General features: G+C 71.7%; 19 protein-coding genes. 5 read left to right on the forward strand and 14 right to left on the reverse strand.

Features of this window, described 5'->3' with window-relative positions; all coding sequences use genetic code 11:
* Window positions 1-21 precede the first annotated feature (21 nt).
* From QI633_RS14845 to QI633_RS14855, 3 genes are all read right to left on the reverse strand, one after another.
* The gene (locus tag QI633_RS14845) at window positions 22-828 is read right to left on the reverse strand and encodes a nucleotidyltransferase domain-containing protein (RefSeq protein WP_282426216.1); all 807 of its coding nucleotides are present in this window, start codon (window positions 826-828) and stop codon (window positions 22-24) included.
* An 83-nt stretch (window positions 829-911) separates the two neighbouring features.
* Complete coding sequence (locus QI633_RS14850; protein ID WP_282426217.1) at window positions 912-3,731, reverse strand: aconitate hydratase; 2,820 nt, start codon at window positions 3,729-3,731, stop codon at window positions 912-914.
* Window positions 3,732-3,862: 131 nt separating this feature from the next.
* Complete coding sequence (locus QI633_RS14855) at window positions 3,863-5,782, reverse strand: ABC transporter ATP-binding protein (RefSeq protein ID WP_282426218.1); 1,920 nt, start codon at window positions 5,780-5,782, stop codon at window positions 3,863-3,865.
* Window positions 5,783-5,940: 158 nt separating this feature from the next.
* Between QI633_RS14855 and QI633_RS14860 the strand changes: the two genes are divergently transcribed.
* Window positions 5,941-6,516 (forward strand): dihydrofolate reductase family protein, encoded by a 576-nt coding sequence (locus QI633_RS14860; protein ID WP_282426219.1) that lies wholly within the window; start codon window positions 5,941-5,943, stop codon window positions 6,514-6,516.
* A gap of 4 nt (window positions 6,517-6,520) precedes the next feature.
* Here QI633_RS14860 and QI633_RS14865 read toward each other — a convergent pair whose 3' ends face one another.
* From QI633_RS14865 to QI633_RS14890, 6 genes are read right to left on the reverse strand one after another with little or no spacing between them, the layout of a single operon-like run.
* The gene (locus QI633_RS14865; RefSeq protein ID WP_282426220.1) at window positions 6,521-8,458 is read right to left on the reverse strand and encodes a YhgE/Pip domain-containing protein; all 1,938 of its coding nucleotides are present in this window, start codon (window positions 8,456-8,458) and stop codon (window positions 6,521-6,523) included.
* Window positions 8,455-9,066, reverse strand: a complete 612-nt coding sequence (locus QI633_RS14870) for a hypothetical protein (protein WP_282426221.1) — start codon at window positions 9,064-9,066, stop codon at window positions 8,455-8,457. Before QI633_RS14870 ends, QI633_RS14865 begins: the two co-directional genes overlap by 4 nt.
* A 22-nt stretch (window positions 9,067-9,088) precedes the next feature.
* Window positions 9,089-10,261, reverse strand: a complete 1,173-nt coding sequence (locus QI633_RS14875; protein ID WP_282426222.1) for a M20 family metallopeptidase — start codon at window positions 10,259-10,261, stop codon at window positions 9,089-9,091.
* A 2-nt stretch (window positions 10,262-10,263) separates the two neighbouring features.
* On the reverse strand, window positions 10,264-11,001 hold the full coding sequence (locus tag QI633_RS14880; protein WP_282426223.1) for an isochorismatase family cysteine hydrolase: 738 nt from the start codon (window positions 10,999-11,001) through the stop codon (window positions 10,264-10,266).
* A gap of 49 nt (window positions 11,002-11,050) precedes the next feature.
* Window positions 11,051-12,187, reverse strand: a complete 1,137-nt coding sequence (locus QI633_RS14885; RefSeq protein ID WP_282426224.1) for a TRAM domain-containing protein — start codon at window positions 12,185-12,187, stop codon at window positions 11,051-11,053.
* Complete coding sequence (locus tag QI633_RS14890) at window positions 12,184-14,226, reverse strand: APC family permease (RefSeq protein WP_282426225.1); 2,043 nt, start codon at window positions 14,224-14,226, stop codon at window positions 12,184-12,186. The genes QI633_RS14885 and QI633_RS14890 overlap by 4 nt, the downstream gene beginning before the upstream one ends.
* A gap of 44 nt (window positions 14,227-14,270) precedes the next feature.
* Here QI633_RS14890 and QI633_RS14895 point away from each other — a divergent pair, with 44 nt between their 5' ends.
* Both QI633_RS14895 and QI633_RS14900 read left to right on the forward strand, forming a co-directional pair.
* Window positions 14,271-14,936, forward strand: a complete 666-nt coding sequence (locus QI633_RS14895; protein WP_141798481.1) for a TrkA family potassium uptake protein — start codon at window positions 14,271-14,273, stop codon at window positions 14,934-14,936.
* Between the two features lie 13 nt (window positions 14,937-14,949).
* A complete protein-coding gene (locus tag QI633_RS14900) occupies window positions 14,950-15,624 on the forward strand; it encodes a TrkA family potassium uptake protein (RefSeq protein ID WP_141798480.1) in 675 nt (224 codons plus the stop codon).
* 1 nt (window position 15,625) lies between these two features.
* Here the strand turns inward: QI633_RS14900 and QI633_RS14905 are convergent, their stop codons facing one another.
* The 4 genes from QI633_RS14905 to dut are packed head-to-tail and all read right to left on the reverse strand — an operon-like array spanning window position 15,626 to window position 17,916.
* On the reverse strand, window positions 15,626-16,390 hold the full coding sequence (locus tag QI633_RS14905) for a DUF3159 domain-containing protein (RefSeq protein WP_282429308.1): 765 nt from the start codon (window positions 16,388-16,390) through the stop codon (window positions 15,626-15,628).
* Between the two features lie 2 nt (window positions 16,391-16,392).
* Window positions 16,393-16,752, reverse strand: a complete 360-nt coding sequence (locus QI633_RS14910) for an OB-fold nucleic acid binding domain-containing protein (RefSeq protein WP_141798479.1) — start codon at window positions 16,750-16,752, stop codon at window positions 16,393-16,395.
* 8 nt (window positions 16,753-16,760) lie between these two features.
* Window positions 16,761-17,414, reverse strand: a complete 654-nt coding sequence (locus QI633_RS14915; RefSeq protein WP_282426226.1) for a DUF3710 domain-containing protein — start codon at window positions 17,412-17,414, stop codon at window positions 16,761-16,763.
* A 40-nt stretch (window positions 17,415-17,454) separates the two neighbouring features.
* Complete coding sequence (dut, locus tag QI633_RS14920) at window positions 17,455-17,916, reverse strand: dUTP diphosphatase (RefSeq protein ID WP_141798478.1); 462 nt, start codon at window positions 17,914-17,916, stop codon at window positions 17,455-17,457.
* A 61-nt stretch (window positions 17,917-17,977) separates the two neighbouring features.
* On the opposite strand from dut, the gene QI633_RS14925 reads away from it, so the two are divergent.
* Together QI633_RS14925 and QI633_RS14930 are read left to right on the forward strand one after the other, a co-directional pair.
* Entirely contained in the window at window positions 17,978-18,442 is a 465-nt protein-coding gene (locus QI633_RS14925; protein WP_141798477.1) for a DUF3093 domain-containing protein, read from the forward strand.
* Between the two features lie 20 nt (window positions 18,443-18,462).
* Window positions 18,463-18,753 (forward strand): DUF4235 domain-containing protein, encoded by a 291-nt coding sequence (locus QI633_RS14930; RefSeq protein ID WP_141798476.1) that lies wholly within the window; start codon window positions 18,463-18,465, stop codon window positions 18,751-18,753.
* Window positions 18,754-18,821: 68 nt separating this feature from the next.
* On the opposite strand, the gene QI633_RS14935 is transcribed toward QI633_RS14930, so the two are convergent.
* On the reverse strand, window positions 18,822-19,112 hold the full coding sequence (locus tag QI633_RS14935) for a DUF4193 domain-containing protein (RefSeq protein WP_141798475.1): 291 nt from the start codon (window positions 19,110-19,112) through the stop codon (window positions 18,822-18,824).
* Window positions 19,113-19,191: the final 79 nt, after the last annotated feature.

The following is a 19,191-nucleotide window of genomic DNA, read 5'->3' on the forward strand; positions in this document are numbered from 1 at the left end:
CCCACCGTAGTCACGCGGGCCTCAGCCGCCGGCGGGCGCCCAGCGGTCGAGCAGGTCGAGGAAACCCTCGTTCGCACGTTCCCGGACAGCGGCGCTCGGCGTACCGCCGATGTCGGGATCGGTCGCGAACACCCCCTCCACCCAGGCCGCGATGGCCGGCGGGACGGGGGCGTCGCCCAGCTCGCGGGTGCGGGCCTTGAGGTCGCGCAGCCCTTCGAGCTCGGCGCGGACGGCGACGGGGACCTCGGACTCGGCGAGCAGCTCGTCGAGGTTCATGGGCGGGACGCCGACGTTCCCGTCCAACCAGCGCAGGGTCACGGCGGGGCGCACGGCGTAGAAGACCCGCTTGAGCCGGACCAGGTCCGCGCCGACGCGGGCGTTGGCCCACTGGCCGCGCCCGACATGCAGGTAGTGGCGCCGCACCCACGCCGGGTCGGTCACCGCGGCCACGAGGTCGAGCAGGTCGTCGCGGAACGCCGGGTCGCCGCCGTACACGTGGGGCGAGCGCAGCCACTCCCCGACCGTCGCGTTGCCGGCCGTGGCCAGGCGCACCGCCTTGGCCAGGTCCCAGCCGTTGACGTCGAGCAGCCCCTCGAGCGGGGTCTCGATGACGTCGCGCGGCGCCCACAGCGACAGGTAGTCGCGCCGCGGCCGGACGAAGAGGAACCGGCAGTCGTAGTCGCTGTCCGGCGACGCGAACCCCCACGCCCGGCTCCCGCTCTCGATCGCCCACGGCACCCGGACGCCGTACGACGCCGCGATGTCGCCCAGTCGCGCGTCGATCGCCGTGACGGTCGCCGGGTCGAAGTCATCGGGGATCGAGCGCATGGGCGGCACCGTACGACACATGCCGAACGGCCCGCCCCTCCGTTGCGGGGGGACGGGCCGTTCGGGTCGAGCAGCGTCGCGGGTCAGCCGCGGAGCAGGTTCCGCAGGACGTACTGCATGATGCCGCCGTTGCGGTAGTAGCTCGCCTCACCGGGGGTGTCGATGCGGACGACCGCGTCGAACTCGACACCGGTGTCGGTGGTGACCTTGACGGTCGCCGGCGTGGTGCCGTCGTTGAGCTCGGTGATGCCGGCGATCGAGAAGGTCTCCTCGCCGGTCAGGCCGAGCGACTCGGCGTTCTGGCCCTCGGGGAACTGCAGCGGGATGACGCCCATGCCGATGAGGTTGGAGCGGTGGATGCGCTCGTAGCTCTCGGCGATGACCGCCTTGACGCCCAGCAGCGAGGTGCCCTTGGCCGCCCAGTCGCGCGAGGAGCCCGAGCCGTACTCCTTGCCCGCCAGGACGACGAGCGGGGTGCCGGCCTCCTGGTAGTGCACCGAGGCGTCGTAGACCGTGCTGACCGGGCCGCCCTCGACCGTGAAGTCGCGGGTGAAGCCGCCCTCGGTGCCGGGCGCGATCTGGTTGCGCAGGCGGATGTTGGCGAACGTGCCGCGGATCATGACCTCGTGGTTGCCACGGCGCGAGCCGTAGGAGTTGAAGTCACGCGGGGCGACGCCGTGCTCGGTGAGGTAGATGCCCGCGGGCGAGTCGGCCTTGATCGAGCCGGCCGGCGAGATGTGGTCGGTGGTGACCGAGTCGCCGAGCTTGAGCAGGACGCGGGCACCGGAGATGTCGGTGACCGGGGCCGGCTCGTCGGGCATACCGTCGAAGTACGGCGCCTTGCGGACGTAGGTCGACGCCTCGTCCCAGGTGAAGGTGTTGCCCTCGGGGGTGGGCAGCGAGCGCCAGCGCTCGTCACCCTTGAAGACGTCGGCGTAGGACTCGGCGAACATCTCCGAGTTGATCGCACCGGCGATGGTCTCCTCCACCTCGGCCGGCGAGGGCCAGATGTCCTTGAGGAAGACGTCGTTGCCGTCGGCGTCCTGGCCCAGCGCGTCGTTGAACAGGTCGACGTCCATCGAGCCGGCCAGCGCGTATGCGACGACCAGCGGCGGGGACGCCAGGTAGTTCATCTTGATGTCGGGGCTGATCCGGCCCTCGAAGTTCCGGTTGCCCGAGAGCACCGAGACGACGGCGAGGTCGTTCTCGTTGACCGCGGCCGAGACCTCGGGGATGAGCGGGCCCGAGTTGCCGATGCAGGTGACGCAGCCGTAGCCGACCAGGTTGAAGCCGAGCTTGTCGAGGTACGGCGTCAGGCCGGCCTTCTCGTAATAGTCGGACACGACCTGCGAGCCGGGGGCGAGGGTGGTCTTGACCCACGGCTTGCGGGTCAGGCCCTTCTCGACGGCCTTCTTGGCGAGCAGCGCCGCGCCGATCATGACCGACGGGTTGGACGTGTTGGTGCAGGAGGTGATCGAGGCGATCGTCACCGCACCGTGGTCGAGCGTGAAGCTCGTGCCGTCCTCGAGGGTCACCTCGACGGGCTTGGACGCCCGGCCACCGTCGGCGGGCGCCGCGGAGAGGTGGTTGTTGGGCGCCGGCGCACCGTTGGCCTGGTTGGGGTCGTGCGACGGGGCGTCGGAGGCCGGGAAGGACTCCTCGACGGCCTCGTCGTAGCCCTGGGCGTCCTGGGGGGCGCCGGCGTAGTCGACCAGCGCGCCGCGGAAGGACTCCTTGGCCTCGGAGACGAGCACGCGGTCCTGCGGGCGCTTCGGGCCGGCGATCGAGGGGACGACGCTCGCCAGGTCGAGCTCGAGCTTCTCGGAGTAGCGCGGCTCGGCGGCCGGGTCGAGCCAGAGGCCCTGCTCCTTGGCGTACTTCTCGACGAGAGCGATCTGCTCCTCGGAGCGACCGGTCAGGCGCAGGTAGCTGGTGGTCTCGCCGTCGATCGGGAACACCGCGATGGTCGAGCCGAACTCCGGCGACATGTTGCCGATGGTGGCGCGGTTGGCCAGCGGCAGCGCCGCGACGCCGGGGCCGTAGAACTCGACGAACTTGCCGACGACGCCGTGCTTGCGGACCATCTCGGTGATCGTGAGGACCAGGTCGGTGGCGGTGGAGCCCTCGGGCAGCTCGCCCGACAGCTTGAAGCCGACCACGCGCGGGATCAGCATGGAGACCGGCTGGCCGAGCATCGCGGCCTCGGCCTCGATGCCGCCGACGCCCCAGCCGACGACGCCGATGCCGTTGACCATGGTGGTGTGCGAGTCGGTGCCGACGCAGGTGTCGGGGTAGGCCAGCAGCTCGCCGTCGACCTCACGGGTGAAGACGGTGCGGGCGAGGTGCTCGATGTTGACCTGGTGGACGATGCCGGTGCCCGGAGGAACGACCTTGAAGTCGTCGAAGGCGCCCTGGCCCCAGCGCAGGAACTGGTAGCGCTCGCGGTTGCGCTCGTACTCGATCTCGACGTTGCGGGCGAAGGCCTCGGGCGTGCCGAAGACGTCGGCCATGACGGAGTGGTCGATGACCATCTCGGCCGGCGCGAGCGGGTTGATCTTGGTGGCGTCGCCGCCCAGGTCGGCCATGGCCTCGCGCATGGTGGCGAGGTCGACGACGCAGGGGACGCCGGTGAAGTCCTGCATGATCACGCGGGCAGGCGTGAACTGGATCTCCTTGTCGGGCTGGGCGGTCTCGTCCCAGCCGGCGAGGGCCTTGATGTCCTCGGCCGTGATGTCCGCGCCGTCCTCGGTGCGGAGCAGGTTCTCGAGCAGCACCTTCAGCGAGAAGGGCAGGCTCTCGACGTCGAGGCCCTCACCCTTGACCGCGTCGAGGCGGAAGATCTCGTAGGACTTGCCGTCCACGTCCAGGGTGCTCTTGGCGCCGAAGCTGTTCTTGCTGGCCATCGCGTCTCCGTCCTCATCGACTTCATCGTTGTCGGTAGGTCTCCTGTTGCATCCTGCCGCCGCGAGCGGCGGATCGGATAGTGAGGCTGACCTAAGTCTTGCGGACACCGGGCTCCCGATATCTCTTGACGTCAAGATACACGATCGGCGGGCAGATCTCCATGGAGGTCCGGCGCCGGCGCGCTGGGAGCGTCCTCGGCGAACTGGGTCCGGTACAGCTCCTCGTAGCGACCGCCCGCGGCCAGCAGCGCGGCATGCGTGCCCCGCTCGACGATCCGGCCGTCCTCCACGACGGCGATCAGGTCGGCGGCCCGGATCGTGGAGAGCCGGTGCGCGATCACCAGCGCGGTCCGCCCGGCGAGCGCCTCCCCCAGCGCCGCCTGCACGGCGGCCTCCGAGGTGGAGTCCAGGGACGCCGTCGCCTCGTCGAGGATGACCACCCGGGGCTGCTTGAGCAGCAGCCGGGCGATGGTGAGCCGCTGGCGCTCGCCGCCGGAGAGCCGGTAGCCGCGCTCCCCCACGACCGTGTCGAGTCCGTCGGGCAGCCCGCGCACCAGGTCGGCCAGCCGGGCCCGGGACAGCGCGTCCCACAGGTCCTGCTCGTCCGCCTCCGGCCGGGCCAGCAGCAGGTTGCCGCGGATCGTGTCGTGGAACAGGTGGCCGTCCTGGGTGACCATGCCGACCGCCCCGCGGATCGAGGAGGCGGTCAGGTCGCGCACGTCCACCCCCGCCAGGCGTACGGCGCCCCCGTCGACGTCGTACAGCCGGGACACGAGCTGCGCGATGGTCGACTTCCCGGCGCCCGAGGAGCCGACCAGGGCCACGACCTGCCCGGGCTCGGCACGCAGGGAGATGCCGTGCAGCACCTCCTCGCCGCCGCGGGTGTCGAGCGTGGCGACCGCCTCCAGCGAGGCGAGCGAGACCTTGTCGGCCGAGGGGTAGGCGAACCGGACGTCGTCGAGCTCGACCGCGACCGGGCCGTCCGGGACGGTGCCGGCGTCGGGCCGGTCGGTGATCAGTGGCTCGAGGTCGAGCACCTCGAAGACCCGCTCGAAGCTGACCAGCGCGCTCATCACCTCGACCCGGGCGCTGGCCAGCGCGGTGAGGGGCGCGTAGAGCCGGGTGAGCAGCAGGGACAGGGCGACCACGTCACCGGCGTCGAGGGTGCCGTCGAGGGCAAGGGTGCCGCCGAGGCCGTAGACGACAGCCACGGCGAGCGCTGACACCAGGGTGAGCGCGGTGACGAAGGTGGTCTGCACCATCGCCGTGCGCACGCCGATCTCGGCGACGCGCTCCGCCCGCGCCGCGAACTCGACCGACTCCTGCTCGGGGCGGCCGAACAGCTTGACCAGCGTCGCCCCCGGCGCCGAGAACCGCTCGGTCATCTGGTTGCCCATCGCGGCGTTGTGGTCGGCCGCCTCCCGCTGGATGCCGGCCAGCCGGCGCCCCATCCGCCGCGCCGGGACGACGAACACCGGGAGCAGCACGAGCGCGAGCAGGGTGACCTGCCAGGAGATGCCGAGCATCACGACCAGGGTCAGCACCAGGGTCACCAGGTTGCCGACCACGCCCGAGAGGGTCTGGCTGAACGCCCGCTGTGCCCCGATCACGTCGTTGTTGAGCCGGCTGACCAGCGCACCGGTGCGGGTCCGGCTGAAGAAGGCGACCGGCATCCGCTGCACGTGGTCGAACACCGCCGTGCGCAGGTCGAGGATCAGCCCCTCGCCGATGCTCGACGACAGCCAGCGCGACACCAGCCCGAGTCCCGCGTCCAGCACCGCCAGCACCGCGATCGCCATCGCCAGCCGCAGGACGACCGAGCGGTTGTCGCCGGCGACGATCGCGTTGACGACGTCGCCGGCCAGCACCGGTGTCGCGACCGCGAGCCCGGCTGTCACGACGCTGAGGACCACGAACCCGATCAGCTTGCGGCGGTGGGGACGCGCGAAGCGCAGGATCCGCTTCGCGGTCGCGGTGCTGAACTCCCGCTCCTCGTCGGGTCCGTGCATCCCCCGGTACACCTGGTTCCAGGCGATCGACTCCATGCTCATGTCGCCGAAGGTAGAACCTCAAGCCGACATGAGGACAAGCCGGAGAGGTCAGGACCGGGGAAAATCACCGAAAAAAGATTCGTCCGGCCTGTCGTACCGGCCCTGCGCCGTTCGTGGAGAGGATGTCAGCGCCCCCATCCCGACCTCGGAGGTCATCCATGCGCACCCTGATCTACACCGCCTTCGTCTCGCTCGACGGCGTCGTCCAGGCCCCGGCCCCGGAGCCCGACTACCGCAACGGCGGGTGGACCTTCCAGGGCATCGACTTCCTCCCGGAGGTCTACGAGCTCAAGGGCCGCGAGCAGGAGGAGGCCGGCGCGCTGATGCTCGGCCGGGTCAGCTACCAGGCCTTCGCCCCGGTCTGGCCGACGATGACCGAGGAGTTCCCGAAGTACAACGCGATGCCGAAGTACGTCGTCTCCACCACCCTCGAGGAGGACGACCTCGTCACCGACTGGGGCGAGACGACGATCCTGCGCTCCGTCGACGACGTCGCCGCACTGAAGGAGACCGACGGCGGCCCGATCTCGATCCACGGCTCCGCGAGCCTGGCCCGCGGCCTGGCGGACGCCGGCCTGCTCGACCGCTACCACCTGCTGGTGTTCCCGTGGGTCCTCGGCGCCGGCAAGCGGATGTGGAGCGAGACCGACAAGGACCGCCAGCGCCTGGAGCTCGTCGAGAGCGAGTCCTACGCGAACGGCGTGCAGAAGCTCTGCTACGCCGTCGTGCGCTGACGCCCTACAGCACGACCGTCGGCTTGACCCGGCTCGGCGTCCACACCCGGTGCCTGCGCGCGACCAGCGAGGTGAGCACCAGCGCACCGACCAGGTACGCCGCCAGCACCAGCACCGCCGTGGACGCCCGGGCCGGGTCGCCGCCGTACATCAGCTGGCGCAGGCCGTCGACGGCATAGCTCATCGGCAGCACCTGGTGCAGCCAGTGCAGCGGTTCGGGGATGGTCTGCCACGGGAAGGTGCCGCCGGCGGTGACCAGTTGCACCACCATCAGGACCAGGGCGAGGAACTGGCCCGGCGTGCCGAGCAGGGCGTTCATGAGGTGCACGATCGCGACGAAGGTCGCCGAGATCAGGATCATGAACAGCCAGGTCCGCAGGCTCTCGACGATCCCGACGTCGAGGGCGAGCGCCACCACGGCGAAGGCGAGGGTCATCTGGGCCGCCCCGATGAGGGCCGGCGGCAGCCAGCCGCCGACGGCGATCCGCAGCGGGTGCTGGTTGGCGGCCAGGGCCCGGCTGGACAGCGGGCGCACCAGGAGGAAGAGGACGTAGCCGCCGATCCAGGCGGCCAGGGCCAGGAAGAACGGCGCCAGTCCCGCGCCGTAGTTGCGGGCTGCCGCGTCGCTGCGGGCCTGGACGTCGATCGGGTTCGCGATCGTCTCGGCGATCTGCTGGCGTGACTCCTCGGTGGTGTCGGGCACCTTCTCGACGCCGGCGGCGAGCCCGTCGCGGAGCGTGCCGGCACCCGTCGTCAGCTGGCGCAGGCCCTTGCGCAGCTCGAGGGTGCCGTCGTGCAGGGTGGCGGCGCCCTTGTCCAGGCGGGCTGCTCCGGTCTCCAGCTCGCCGGCTCCGTCGCGCGCCTGGCGGATGCCGTCGAGGAGAGCCGGCGCCGAGCGGGCGAGCTGGTCGGCACCGTCGGCGACCCGGTCGGCGCCGCCGGCGAGCTGGTTGAGCTGCTTGCGTACGTCGCCCGCCTTGGTGTCGACGTCGTGGACCTTGCCACCGACCCGGTCGTAGACCGCGAGCAGCCGGTCCTGGGCGGCCTGGTCGATCCCGAGCTGGTTCATCTGGGCGACCAGATCGGCCCGGCCGCCGTCGTACGCGACCCGGGCGCCGTGGACCGCACCCGCGATCCTGTTGCCCGCGTTGGCGACCTTCTGGTCACCGTCGGCGACCTGACGGGCGCCGTTCGCCAGCTTCCTCGCCTGCTGGGGCAGGGGCGCCGTACGCGTGGCGAGGGTGGTCAGCCCGTCGTGCAGCTGGGTCGCGCCGTCGTGCAGCTGCCCGGTGCCGTCGGCGAGCCGGGCGCTGCCGTCGACGAGCCTGCGTGAGCCCTTGCGAGCCTGCGTCAGCCCGTCCTGCAGCTGGCCGGCGCCGTCGGCACCCTGCTGGAGGCCCTGGCGGACGTCGGCGATGCCGAGCAGGAAGGTGCCGACCGCCTCCTGGGAGACCTTCTGCCCGATCGCGTCGCGCACCTTGGTGGCGACGGTGTTGGCGATGGTGGTCGACAGGTAGGAGTTCGCGTCGTTGGTGAGCATCGTGATCCGCGCCTGCTCCGGGTCGCTCCCGGAGCTGCTGGTCAGGGCGGCGGAGAAGTCGCGCGGGATCAGCAGCGCGAAGTCGTAGGTGCCGTCGTCGACGCCGGCCTCGGCGGTGGCGCGGGAGACCTCGTGCCAGCCGAAGTCGGCGGACTCCAGCAGCTGGTCGGCCACCTCGCGCCCGGCGTCGAGCTGCTTGCCGTCGAGCCCGGTCGCACCGGTGTCCTCGACGACCAGGGCGGTCGGAACCCGGTCCAGTGCCGAGTAGGGGTCGTGGTTGGCATAGAGGTAGAGGCCGGCGTAGATGGTCGGCACCGTGACCAGGGCCAGCACGGTGATGCGGCCCATCCGGATGCTCAGCAGGCGGGAGAGCTCGCTCCAGGCGATGCGCAGGGTGTTCACGCCGCACCTCCGATCGTGGCCGTGTGGACGACCTCGCCCGCCAGGTCCACCGCCTCGCTCACCGTCACGAGGACGCCGAGCCCGTCGTCCGCGGCGGCCCGGACGACCGGCCACCAGTCCCGGCGGTGCAGTCCGTGCCGGTCCGGCGAGACCAGCACCAGGAACCGCGCGCCGGGTCGCGCCGCCCCCAGCTCAGTCAGCGAGCGGATCCGGTCGGCCGGCGGCACGTCCTCGGTCCGCAGCCCCGGCCCGGTGGTGAGCCGGTGCTCGCGCAACCACGCCGACGCCGCCCGCGGGCCGGCGGGCCGACCCGCGAGGGCCAGCTCCTCGGCCACGACCACCCGGAACGGCACGCTGTCGTCCGGCTCGGTGACCCCGGGTACGTCGACCAGCACCACCGCCGCCTGCAGCGCTCCTGGCTCGGGGTCTTCACCGAGCGCGACCGTGCCGCCGGTCAGCCGGAGCCGCCCGGCCAGGGCGAGGGCCAGAGCCACGTTGCCGTGGCCCGGCCGGCCCACGGCGACCACCACCTCGCCGGCGACCAGCTCCACCGAGGTGGGTTCCAGCAGCCCCGAGACCGCCCCGTCCGTCATGACCAGGTTCGCCATGGCGGCCAGTCTGCCGTGTCGGTCAGGTCGTGCCGTGGACCTGGTGCGCGATCGCCGAGAAGACCGCCAGGCCGACGGCCAGGGCGTCCTCGTCGGGATCGAAGGTCCCGGTGTGCAGGCCTCCGCCGGCGGCACCGGCCCGCCCGCAACCGAGCATGAACATCGCGCCCGGCACCACCTGCTGGTAGTAGGCGAAGTCCTCCGAGCCGAGGTGCGGTCGCTCCAGCTCGATGAGCTGCGCTCCCGGGGCGAGGGCCTCACGAGCCGCCATCCGGACGGTGGCGGCCAGGTCCGGGTCGTTGACCACCGGCGGGAAGCCCTCGACGATCCGCACGCCCGCGTGCGCGCCCATCGACGCGGCGACGGCCTCGGCCGTCGTGGTCAGTCGCTCACGCAGCAGGATCTTGTCGGCCGACTCGACGCACCGGATCATGCCTCGCACCTCGGCGGCGCCGGGGATCACGTTGACCGCGTCGCCGCCGCGGACCGATGCGACGTTCAGCGTGGCCACGCTGAACGGGCTGAGCGTCGCGCACAGGCCGTCGAGCGCCGTGACGATCCGCGCGGCCACCGACACAGCGTTGACGCCGAGCTCGGGCTGGGAGCTGTGCGCCTCACGTCCGGCGACGGAGATCTCGAACTCGTCGTCGGTCGCCGTCAGCGCACCGTCGCGGAGCGCGATCGAGCCGGTCGGCAGCTCCGGGACGACGTGCAGCGCGAAGATCCGCTCCACCCCGGCGTCGCTGAGCTCTCCGGCGTCGATGACCCGCTGCGCGCCGCCGTTGGCCTCCTCTCCCGGCTGGAAGACGAAGACGACGGTGCCGGTCAGCCCATCCGCCTCGGCGGCGAGCCGCTCGGCCAGCCCCAGCAGGATCGCGGTGTGCATGTCGTGCCCGCAGGCGTGCATCACGCCCGCCACCGCGGACCGGAACGGCAGCGCGGTCTCCTCCGTGATCGGCAGCGCGTCCAGGTCGGCGCGGAAGGCGGTGACCGGGCCCGGCCGACCGGTGTCGAGGGTGGCGACGACCCCGGTCCCGGCGACACCGGGGCGGTACGGCAGGCCGATCCGGTCAAGGTGCTCGCAGACCAGTCGGGCGGTCCGGTGCTCCTCGAAGCTCAGCTCGGGGTGCTGGTGGATCGACCGGCGCACCGCGAGGGCCGTCGCCGACGCGGCCGCCACGACGTCCGTGGACACCGCTAGCGCGCCGGGAGCTCGGCGAGCCGGCCCAGCAGCGTGTGGGTCGTCTCGGAGTTCGCGTAGATCTTCCGGATGCCCTGCAACGCGTACTCGTGCCGCTGCGGGCTGAGCGCGCCGACGGCGTCCTCGATCAGGTCGACCTGGTAGCCGAGGTCGGACAGGTCGCGCACCGACGCGCTGATGCACTGGTCGGTGTAGAAGCCCACCACCAGCACCTTCCGGGCGCCCAGGTTGCGCAGCACCTGGTCGATGTGGGTGCCGACGTGGATGCCGGAGCAGGTCTTGTTGAGGACGACCTCGTCCTCGCGCGGCATCACCTCCGGGAGGAACTCGGAGTCCTTCGAGCCCGGCGGGTAGAACATGCCGGCCGACCGGTGCAGGGCGCCGGTGTCGGCCGCATCGGGGAGATGGGACTGGATGCGCACGTGGATCGGGCGGATCCCGGTCTCGCGGCACCGCTCCAGCACGGCCGATATGTTCGCCACCGTCGCCCGCATGTCGGCCTCGATGCGGTCGAGGACCGGGAGCATGGGCTCGGAGTCGACGCCGAGCGCGGCGAAGGTCTTGAGGAACGCGTCCTTGGTGATGCACTCCTGGATGTCGATCAGGACCAGCACCGTGTCCGCCGGGTCGAGCGGCACCGGGGTCGCGTAGATGCTGGAGCTGAGCCCTCCGTAATAGGTGTCGGCGAAGGCGTTGACCATCGCGTCGGTGACGGCGGACGGAGTCGAGGTCATGAGGGGTCCTGTCTGTGAGGGCGGCGCCCGAGCGCGAAATGGTGTGCCCTCACTGTAAAGGGGTGCCGGTCCTCGTCAGCAGCGCGACGCACTCCACGTGGTGCGTCATCGGGAACAGGTCGAAGGCGCGCAGCGACGCGAGCCGGTAGCCGTGCTCGGCGAAGATCGCGACGTCGCGGGCGAGCGCGGCGGGGTCGCAGGCGACGTAGGCCACCGCGCGGGGTCCGCGGGCGACGACCTGCTCGACGACGGCCCGCTTGGCACCGGCACGGGGCGGGTCGAGGACGACGAGGTCGGCGTGACCCCAGGCGGCGGGCAGGCCGGTCGCGAGCACGGAGGCGACGTCGCCCGGCACCGCGGTGAGTCCCGGGCAGTTGCGCTCGGACAGGGCCGAGGCGGCCAGGTCGCCCTCGACGGCGGCCACCCGTCCGGTGGGCCCGACGGCCTCGGACAGGAACCGGCTGAACAGCCCGACGCCGGCGTACAGGTCGAGCGCGCTCTCCCCTGGCCGCGGGTCGAGGGCCTCGAGCACCGCACCGACCAGGGCCTCCGGGGCGCCCGGGTGGACCTGCCAGAAGCCACCGTCAGCGACCTCGAAGCCCCGCCCCCGGACGTCGTACGACGGACCGGTGGGCGCCTCGAGCAGGCACTCGTCGACCGGGATCACGTCGTGGGAGCGGTGCTTGCGCATGCCGCGCCGGCCGTCGGGCAGCGGGACGTAGCGTTGGCGGGTGCGCCAGCGCAGTCCGTCCTCGTCGCCGGGCACGGCCTCGACGCTCACCTCCACGTCGAGGCGGGCCACCCGGCGCAGCTGCTCGCGCACGACCTCCGCCTTGAGGGCGCGCTGGGCCGGGAGCGCGACGTGCTGGAAGTCGCAGCCGCCGCACAGCCCGGGGCCGGCGTACGGACAGGGCGCGGGCACCCGGTCGGGCGAGGGCGTGAGCACCTTCACGGCGTCGGCGCGCCAGAACCGGTCGCCCTCGGTGCCCTCGGTGATCTCGAGGACCACCCGCTCACCGGGCAGGGCGTGGCGCACGAAGACCACCCGGTCCTCGACGCGGGCGACGCAGTGGCCGCCGTGCGCGACCGGGCCGACCTCGGCCTCGAAACGGCGCCCGGCCACCGAGCTGCCGCGGGCGGTGCGGGCCCGGGGGCGGCGCGACGGTCGGCGGGCGGGCCGGCTCACCGCGGGGTCTGCCGGTCGTTGCCGACCACCCGACCACGACGCAGGTCGCCGGCGTGCACGCGGTGCTCCTCGCGCTCCTCACGCTCGAGCGCGAGCTTGGAGGACCGCAGCTGGTAGGGCACCGAGATGACCATGACGCCGGGGGTGAACAGCAGCCGGCCCTTGAGTCGAAGGGCGGTCTGGTTGTGCAGGAACTGCTCCCACCAGCGCCCGACGACGTACTCGGGGATGTAGACGGCCACCACGCCGCGCGGGTTGGACCGGCGGATCGCCGAGGCGTACTCCACGATCGGCTTGATGATCTCGCGGTACGGCGAGTGCAGCACCTTGAGCGGGACCCCGGTGTTGCGCTCGTCCCACTCCTCCAGCAGCCGGGCGGTGTCCTTCTCGTCGACCGACACGTAGACGCCCTCGAGCGCGTTGGGCCGGGTCGCCTTCGCGAAGGCCAGCGCCCGCAGAGTCGGCTTGTGCAGCTTGGAGACGAGCACGATGGCGTGCACCCGGGTCGGCAGCGCCTTGTCGGTCTCGTCGGCGGCGAGCTCGCGCGCCACGTTGTCGTAGTGCTTCTTGATGGCCTTCATCAACGCGAAGAAGAAGCACATGGCGAGGATGGTGATCCAGGCGCCGGCCAGGAACTTGGTGATCAGCACGATGACCAGGACGACCGCGGTGAGGCCCAGGCCGAACGTGTTGATCGCCCGTGCGCGCTGCATCCGCCGTCGTTCGCCGGCGTCGGTCTCCGTCGCGAGGTGCCGCGTCCAGTGCCGGATCATGCCGAGCTGGCTGAGGTTGAACGAGACGAAGACGCCGACGATGTAGAGCTGGATGAGCTTGGTGGTCTGGGCCTCGAACACGACGATGAGCACGATCGCCATGACGGCGAGGAAGACGATGCCGTTGCTGTAGGCGAGCCGGTCTCCCCGCGAGCCGAGCGCACGGGGGGCGAAGCCGTCCCGGGCGAGGATCGAGCCGAGTACCGGGAAGCCGTTGAAGGCGGTGTTGGCGGCCAGCACGAGGATGATGCCGGTGACGGTGACCACGAAGTAGAAGCCCGGCGAGAAGTTGCTGAAGACGCCGTTCGCGATCTGCGAGATCACCGGGTGCTGCTGGTAGTCGTCCGGCACGGCGTCGCCGCCGGCGGTGCGCAGTCGCTCCAATGCGTGCGGGTCGACGAACCGGATCGCCATCTGCTTGGCCAGCACGATGATGCTCATCATCATGCTGACCGCGATCAGGCCGAGGAGCAGCAGCGTGGTCGCCGCGTTCTTGCTCTTGGGTCGCTTGAAGGCCGGGACGCCGTTGGAGATCGCCTCGACGCCGGTCAGCGCCGCACAGCCGGACGAGAAGGCACGAGCGAGCAGGAAGATCAGGGCGACCTGGTTGAGCGGGCCCTCCCAGCCCTCCTCCGGGACGATCTTGAGGTCCGCGCTCTCCGCGTCGGGCAGGCTGCCGGCCAGCAGCTGGACCAGCCCGTAGGCGCACATGCCGAGGATGGCGAACATGAACAGGTAGGTCGGGATGGCGAAGAACGTGCCCGACTCGCGCACACCCCGCAGGTTCACGGCCGTGAGCAGCACCACCGCGATCGTCGCGACCATGACCTCGTGGCCGATCAGCTCGGGTATCGCGCTCGCCGCGTACTGGGACGCGTTGGAGATCGACACCGCCACCGTGAGCACGTAGTCGACCAGAAGGGCGCTGGCGACGGTCACGCCGGCGGTCTTGCCGAGGTTGACCGTGGCGACCTCGTAGTCGCCGCCGCCCGAGGGATAGGCGTGCACGGTCTGGCGGTACGACGCGACCACCGTGAACATCACGAGGGCGACGGCGAGGCCGATCTTCCACGACCAGGTGTAGGCGCTCGCGCCGGCGATCCCGAGCATGATGAAGACCTCGTCGGGCGCGTACGCCACCGACGACAGGGCGTCGCTGGCGAACACCGGGAGCGCGATCCGCTTGGGAAGCAGTGTCTCCCCGAGCTGGGCGCTGCGCAGCTTGCGTCCGAGGAGGATGCGCTTCGATACGTCTCCGACACCCACGAGCGACAACGGTAGGGCATCTCCCGTGGGATAGCGTGCTCACCGTGCACGTCGTGATCATGGGCTGCGGACGAGTCGGCTCGACCCTGGCCCGCAGCCTCGAGGACCGCAACCACACCGTGTCGATCATCGACAGCGAGCCGGACGCCTTCCGGCGGCTCGGCCCGGGCTTCAACGGCGACAAGATCCCGGGGATCGGCTTCGACCAGGAGGTCCTGGAGAAGGCCGGCATCCGGCGCGCCGACGCGTTCGCCGCGGTGTCCAGCGGTGACAACTCCAACATCATCGCGGCCCGGGTCGCCCGGGAGACCTTCGGGATCCAGCAGGTCGTCGCCCGGATCTACGACCCCGGCCGCGCCGAGGTCTACCAGCGACTCGGCATCACCACGGTGGCCACCGTGAAGTGGACCGCCGACCAGGTGCTGCGCCGGATCCTCCCGGCCGGTGCCGAGCCCGACTTCCGCGACCCGTCGGGCACGATCCGCGTCGACCACATCCCGACCCCCGAGGTCTGGGTGGGCGCGCGGGTGGGCCAGCTCCAGGAGCAGGCCCGCTGCCGCGTCGCGTGGATCGACCGTCTCGGCGAGGGCCTGCTGCCCGACCGCGACAGCGTGATCCAGGAGGGCGACATGCTGCACCTGGTCACCCGCGAGGAGTCCGCGGACCAGGCGTACAAGGTGCTGGCCCGCGGGCCCGAGCACGAGGGCTGAGAGGGAACCAGAGATGCGCGTCGCCATCGCCGGAGCAGGTGCCGTCGGTCGCTCGATCGCCCGCGAGCTGATCGAGAACGGCCACGAGGTGCTCCTCATCGACAAGTCCCCCGCCTCGATCCGGCCCGAGCGGGTCCCCGACGCCGAGTGGCTGCTCGCCGACTCCTGCGAGCTCTCCTCGCTCGAGGAGGCCCGCCTCGACAAGTGCGACGTGGTCATCGCCGCCACCGGCGACGACAAGGCCAACCTGGTCACCTCGCTGCTCGCCAAGACCGAGTTCGGGGTCCCCCGCACCGTCGGCCGGGTCAACCACCCCAACAACGAGTGGCTGTTCACCGAGGCCTGGGGCGTGGACGTCAACGTCTCCACGCCGCGGATCATGTCGGCGTTGGTCGAGGAGGCCGTCAGCGTCGGCGACCTGGTGCGGCTGTTCACCTTCCGCAAGGGCAACGCCAACCTGGTCGAGATGGTGCTGCCGGCCGACTCGCCGTACGTCGGCAAGGCCTCGGGCCTGATCCCGCTCCCGGAGAACTGCGCCCTGGTCTCGATCCTGCGCGACGGCCAGGTCTACGTTCCGACGCCCGAGCAGCCGGTCGAGTCCGGCGACGAGCTGCTGTTCGTGGTCCCGGCCGAGGCCGAGGACGAGCTGGAGCGGCTGCTGGCGCCGGGCTCGCACCCGGAGAAGTAGGTCAGGCGGGCTCGGCGTCCGCGTCGGGCTCACCCGCGGCCGCCTCAAGCGGCGTCGCGTTGCGGGCGAGCAGCCAGAACATCAGCGAGAACGCCGCGATCCGCAGCACCCAGCCGAGCCCGAGCCGCAGCACCGCGATGATCGTGACCGCCACCTCGGCGCGGATCACGTCGTGGTGGCCGAGCAACCAGACCGGACCCTGCAGGAGCACGCCGATGGCGCCGGGCGCCAGCATCAGCCAGGTGAGCCGGCTGCACAGCCGGACCACCTGGTCGTTCTTGCGCCACTCGAGCGGGTCCTCGGCGCCCACGCCGAGCATGAAGCCGAGCATCGGCCAGCGCAGCAGGCAGGTCGCGGCGAGGACGATGGAGTAGACCCCGCTGTAGAGGATGCCGGGCAGGAAGTAGGCCAGCGCCTGGTCCGAGGCGTCGCCGCCCGAGCCCGCGGCCCAGCGGACGAAGACCCAGCCGATGGCGAGGCCGAAGATCGCGTTGAAGACGTACTGCGTGGTGCTGCGCTGCACCAGCCGCAGGACCAGGGCGATCGCGGCCACGATGCCGGCGGCGACCAGGGCCAGCTCGATCTGCTTCGTCGGCAGCCAGAGCAGGGTGAACACGAGACCCGGCAGCGCCGCCTCGATCGCGCCCCGCCGGCCGCCGAGGGTCGCCGCCAGCTGACGGCGCACGAGTGCCTCGACGGTGTCGACGCCGATCGGGTGGGAGCTCGCCGTGTCCTCCACGGCGCGCTGCGGTGCGTCCTCCGGCATGCTCACAGCAGCTCGTAGCGCGGGTTGTAGAGCATCCGGGTGCCGTCCTGGGTGCCGATCCGGCCCCGCACCTCGAGCGCGCGGCCCGGATCGATGCCGGCGATGCGCCGGCGGCCCAGCCAGATGACGGTCACGACGCCGGTGCCGTCGTAGAGCTCGGCCTCGAGGGCCGGCACGCCGCCCCGGGGGCGCAGGGTGACTGTGCGCAGCGTGCCGCGCAGCCGGACCGGCTCGCGGTCGGGTGCGTCGCCGATGCAGACGACTCCGCTGCCGCTGAACTCGGCACGGAGGTCACGGGCCTCCGCCTCGTCGGGATTGGCCCACTTGCTGATCGTGCGCCGCAGGCGGCTCTTGGTGCGCATGGGACCGGTCAGCTGGTGGGTACGGCGCGCGGCGTGGCGCCCTCAGGCAGCGAAAGAGGGAGCTGCTCGCCGACAGGCATGGCGTGGGCGCCGCGGCGTACGGCGACCTGGGCGATCGCGGCCTCCCAGGCGTCGGCCGTCTCGGGGTCGCGGGCCGGGTCGCCGAGCAGCGTCGCGCGCAGCAGCCAGCGGGGGCCGTTGATCCCGATGACGCGGGAGGTCTGGGTGCCGGTGGCGCCGTCGGGGCGGGTCATCCGCACCTCGCACACCAGCTCGGTGCCGAACCGGCCCTCGCGCTCGGTGGCGGTGCCACCTCGGCGCGCGGCGTCGGCGGCGATCTGCGGGCGGATCTCGCTCCACAGGTCGCCGTTGCGGGGCGCCGCGAAGGCGCGCAGCTCGAGGGCGCCGGCGTCGCTGGCGAGGAGCACGGCACGGACCGCACCGGACTGCTCGTCGACCTGCACCCGCAGCTCACGGTCCTCCGTCGGCGCGACGAGCAGGGAGCCCAGGTCCAGCCGGGCCACGCCGTCGTCGGGGAGGTCGTCGGCGTCATAGGGACCGGCGGCCACGTCACCCGCGGCCTCGGCGGTCTCGCGGGCACCGGTGGTCTCGTCCACCGCGTCGTCGACCGACGGGTCGGCAGCCTTGCGCCGCAGCCTCACTGTGTCCTCCTCGTCACGCCGCTCGGGCCGCTGTCGGCCCTCACGACTGGAATCCTCCGGTTGAACCGTAGCCGCCGCTGCCACGCACGCTGTCCGGAAGGGCGCTCACCGCCTCGAACCGGGCCCGCTCGACCCGCTGGACCACCAGCTGGGCGATGCGGTCTCCCCGGCGCAGCGTGATCGCCTCCACCGGGTCGTGGTTGATCAGCAGCACCTTGATCTCTCCACGGTAGCCCGCGTCCACGGTTCCCGGGGTGTTCACGATCGACAGGCCGTGCTTCGCGGCCAGGCCCGAGCGCGGGTGGATGAGCGCGACGTACCCCTCGGGCAGTGCGATCGCGATCCCGGTCGGGATCAGCGCCCGCTCACCGGGGGCCAGGTCGACGTCGACACCGGCGACCAGGTCGGCGCCCGCATCACCCGGGTGGGAGTAGGCGGGCAGGGGCAGCGCGGGGTCGAGCTGCTGGACGGCGATCACCAGATCAGCGGAGTCGTCAGGCACGGGGAGACCCTAGCGACCCCTCACGACGAGGTCCGACCGGCCGGATGGGATCATCCTCCCCGTGAGCGAGAGTGCGAGCTACCAGGAGCGGCTGCGGGTCCCGCTGCGCTGGTGGGCCCAGGGCACGATGCTCGTCGCGACCCTGTGGCTGACCCTGATCGTCGCGCTGATCGGCCACGCCGCCTGGCTCGCGTGGGTGGTGACCGGCCTGGTCCTGGTGGCGATGGCGGCCTGGCTGCGGTCCTACGGTGGAGCCCGGATCGTCGTGTCCGACGGCTGGTTCCGCGCGGGCCGGGCCCGGATCGAGATGTCGTACGTCGGCGCGGCCGAGGCCCTCGACGCCGACCGTACCCGGCGGGTGTCGGGTCCCGAGGCCGACGCCCGGGCGTACCTGCTGCTGCGCCCCTACCTGCGTCAGTCGGTCAAGGTGGAGATCACCGACCCGGCCGACCCGGCGCCGTACTGGCTGGTCAGCTCCCGCCACCCGCGCGCCCTGGCGACGGCGCTCAACACCCGGGACCACTAGCACCCACTAGGCTCGGGTGCATGGCAAAGGACAGCTCCAAGGTCTGGTCGGCGTTCTCCCTCGTCGCTGCGCTCGGCGCCGCGTCGGTGGCCAAGAAGGGGCTGGACACCAGCTGGCGCGCCGCGACCGGCAAGAAGCCGCCGGTCAACCCGGCCGACCCCGATGTCGACGTCTGGGAGGCGGTCGCTTGGGCGGCGGCCAGCGGCACGTTCATCGCGCTCGCCAAGATGCTCGCCCAGCGCCGGGCCGCCGGCTACTACCTGAAGTCGACCGGCCAGCTGCCCCCGGGCCTGCGCAAGGGCGACGCCTGAGGGACCGACCGGTCAGGACATGACAGAGCGGCCGTGGCGGTCAGACCGCCCCGGCCGCTCGTCGTCTGTCAGACGCAGTCCTTGCAGATCATCTTCTTCGGATCTGCGAGCTGGCTGCGGTGGTGGACCAGGAAGCAGCTCATGCAGGTGAACTCGTCATCCTGCTTGGGCTTCACCTCGACCGCGAGCTCCTCGTGGGAAAGGTCGGCGCCGGGCAGCTCGAACGACTCTGCTGCCTCGGTCTCGTCCTCGTCGACCTTGCCCGAGTTCTTGTCGTGGCGGCGCGCCTTGAGCTCTTCGATGCTCTCCTCGGACTGCTCGTCCTCGTTCTTGCGCGGTGCGTCGTAGTCAGTCGCCATGACCGGTTGCTCTCTCCCCTCAGTGGCCGCCACCCGCACGGGAAGCGTGCGGATGGGCGCGGCAGATTGTGCACCATGG

The sequence above is a fragment of the Nocardioides sp. QY071 genome (assembly GCF_029961765.1).
Taxonomy (GTDB): Bacteria; Actinomycetota; Actinomycetes; order Propionibacteriales; family Nocardioidaceae; genus Nocardioides.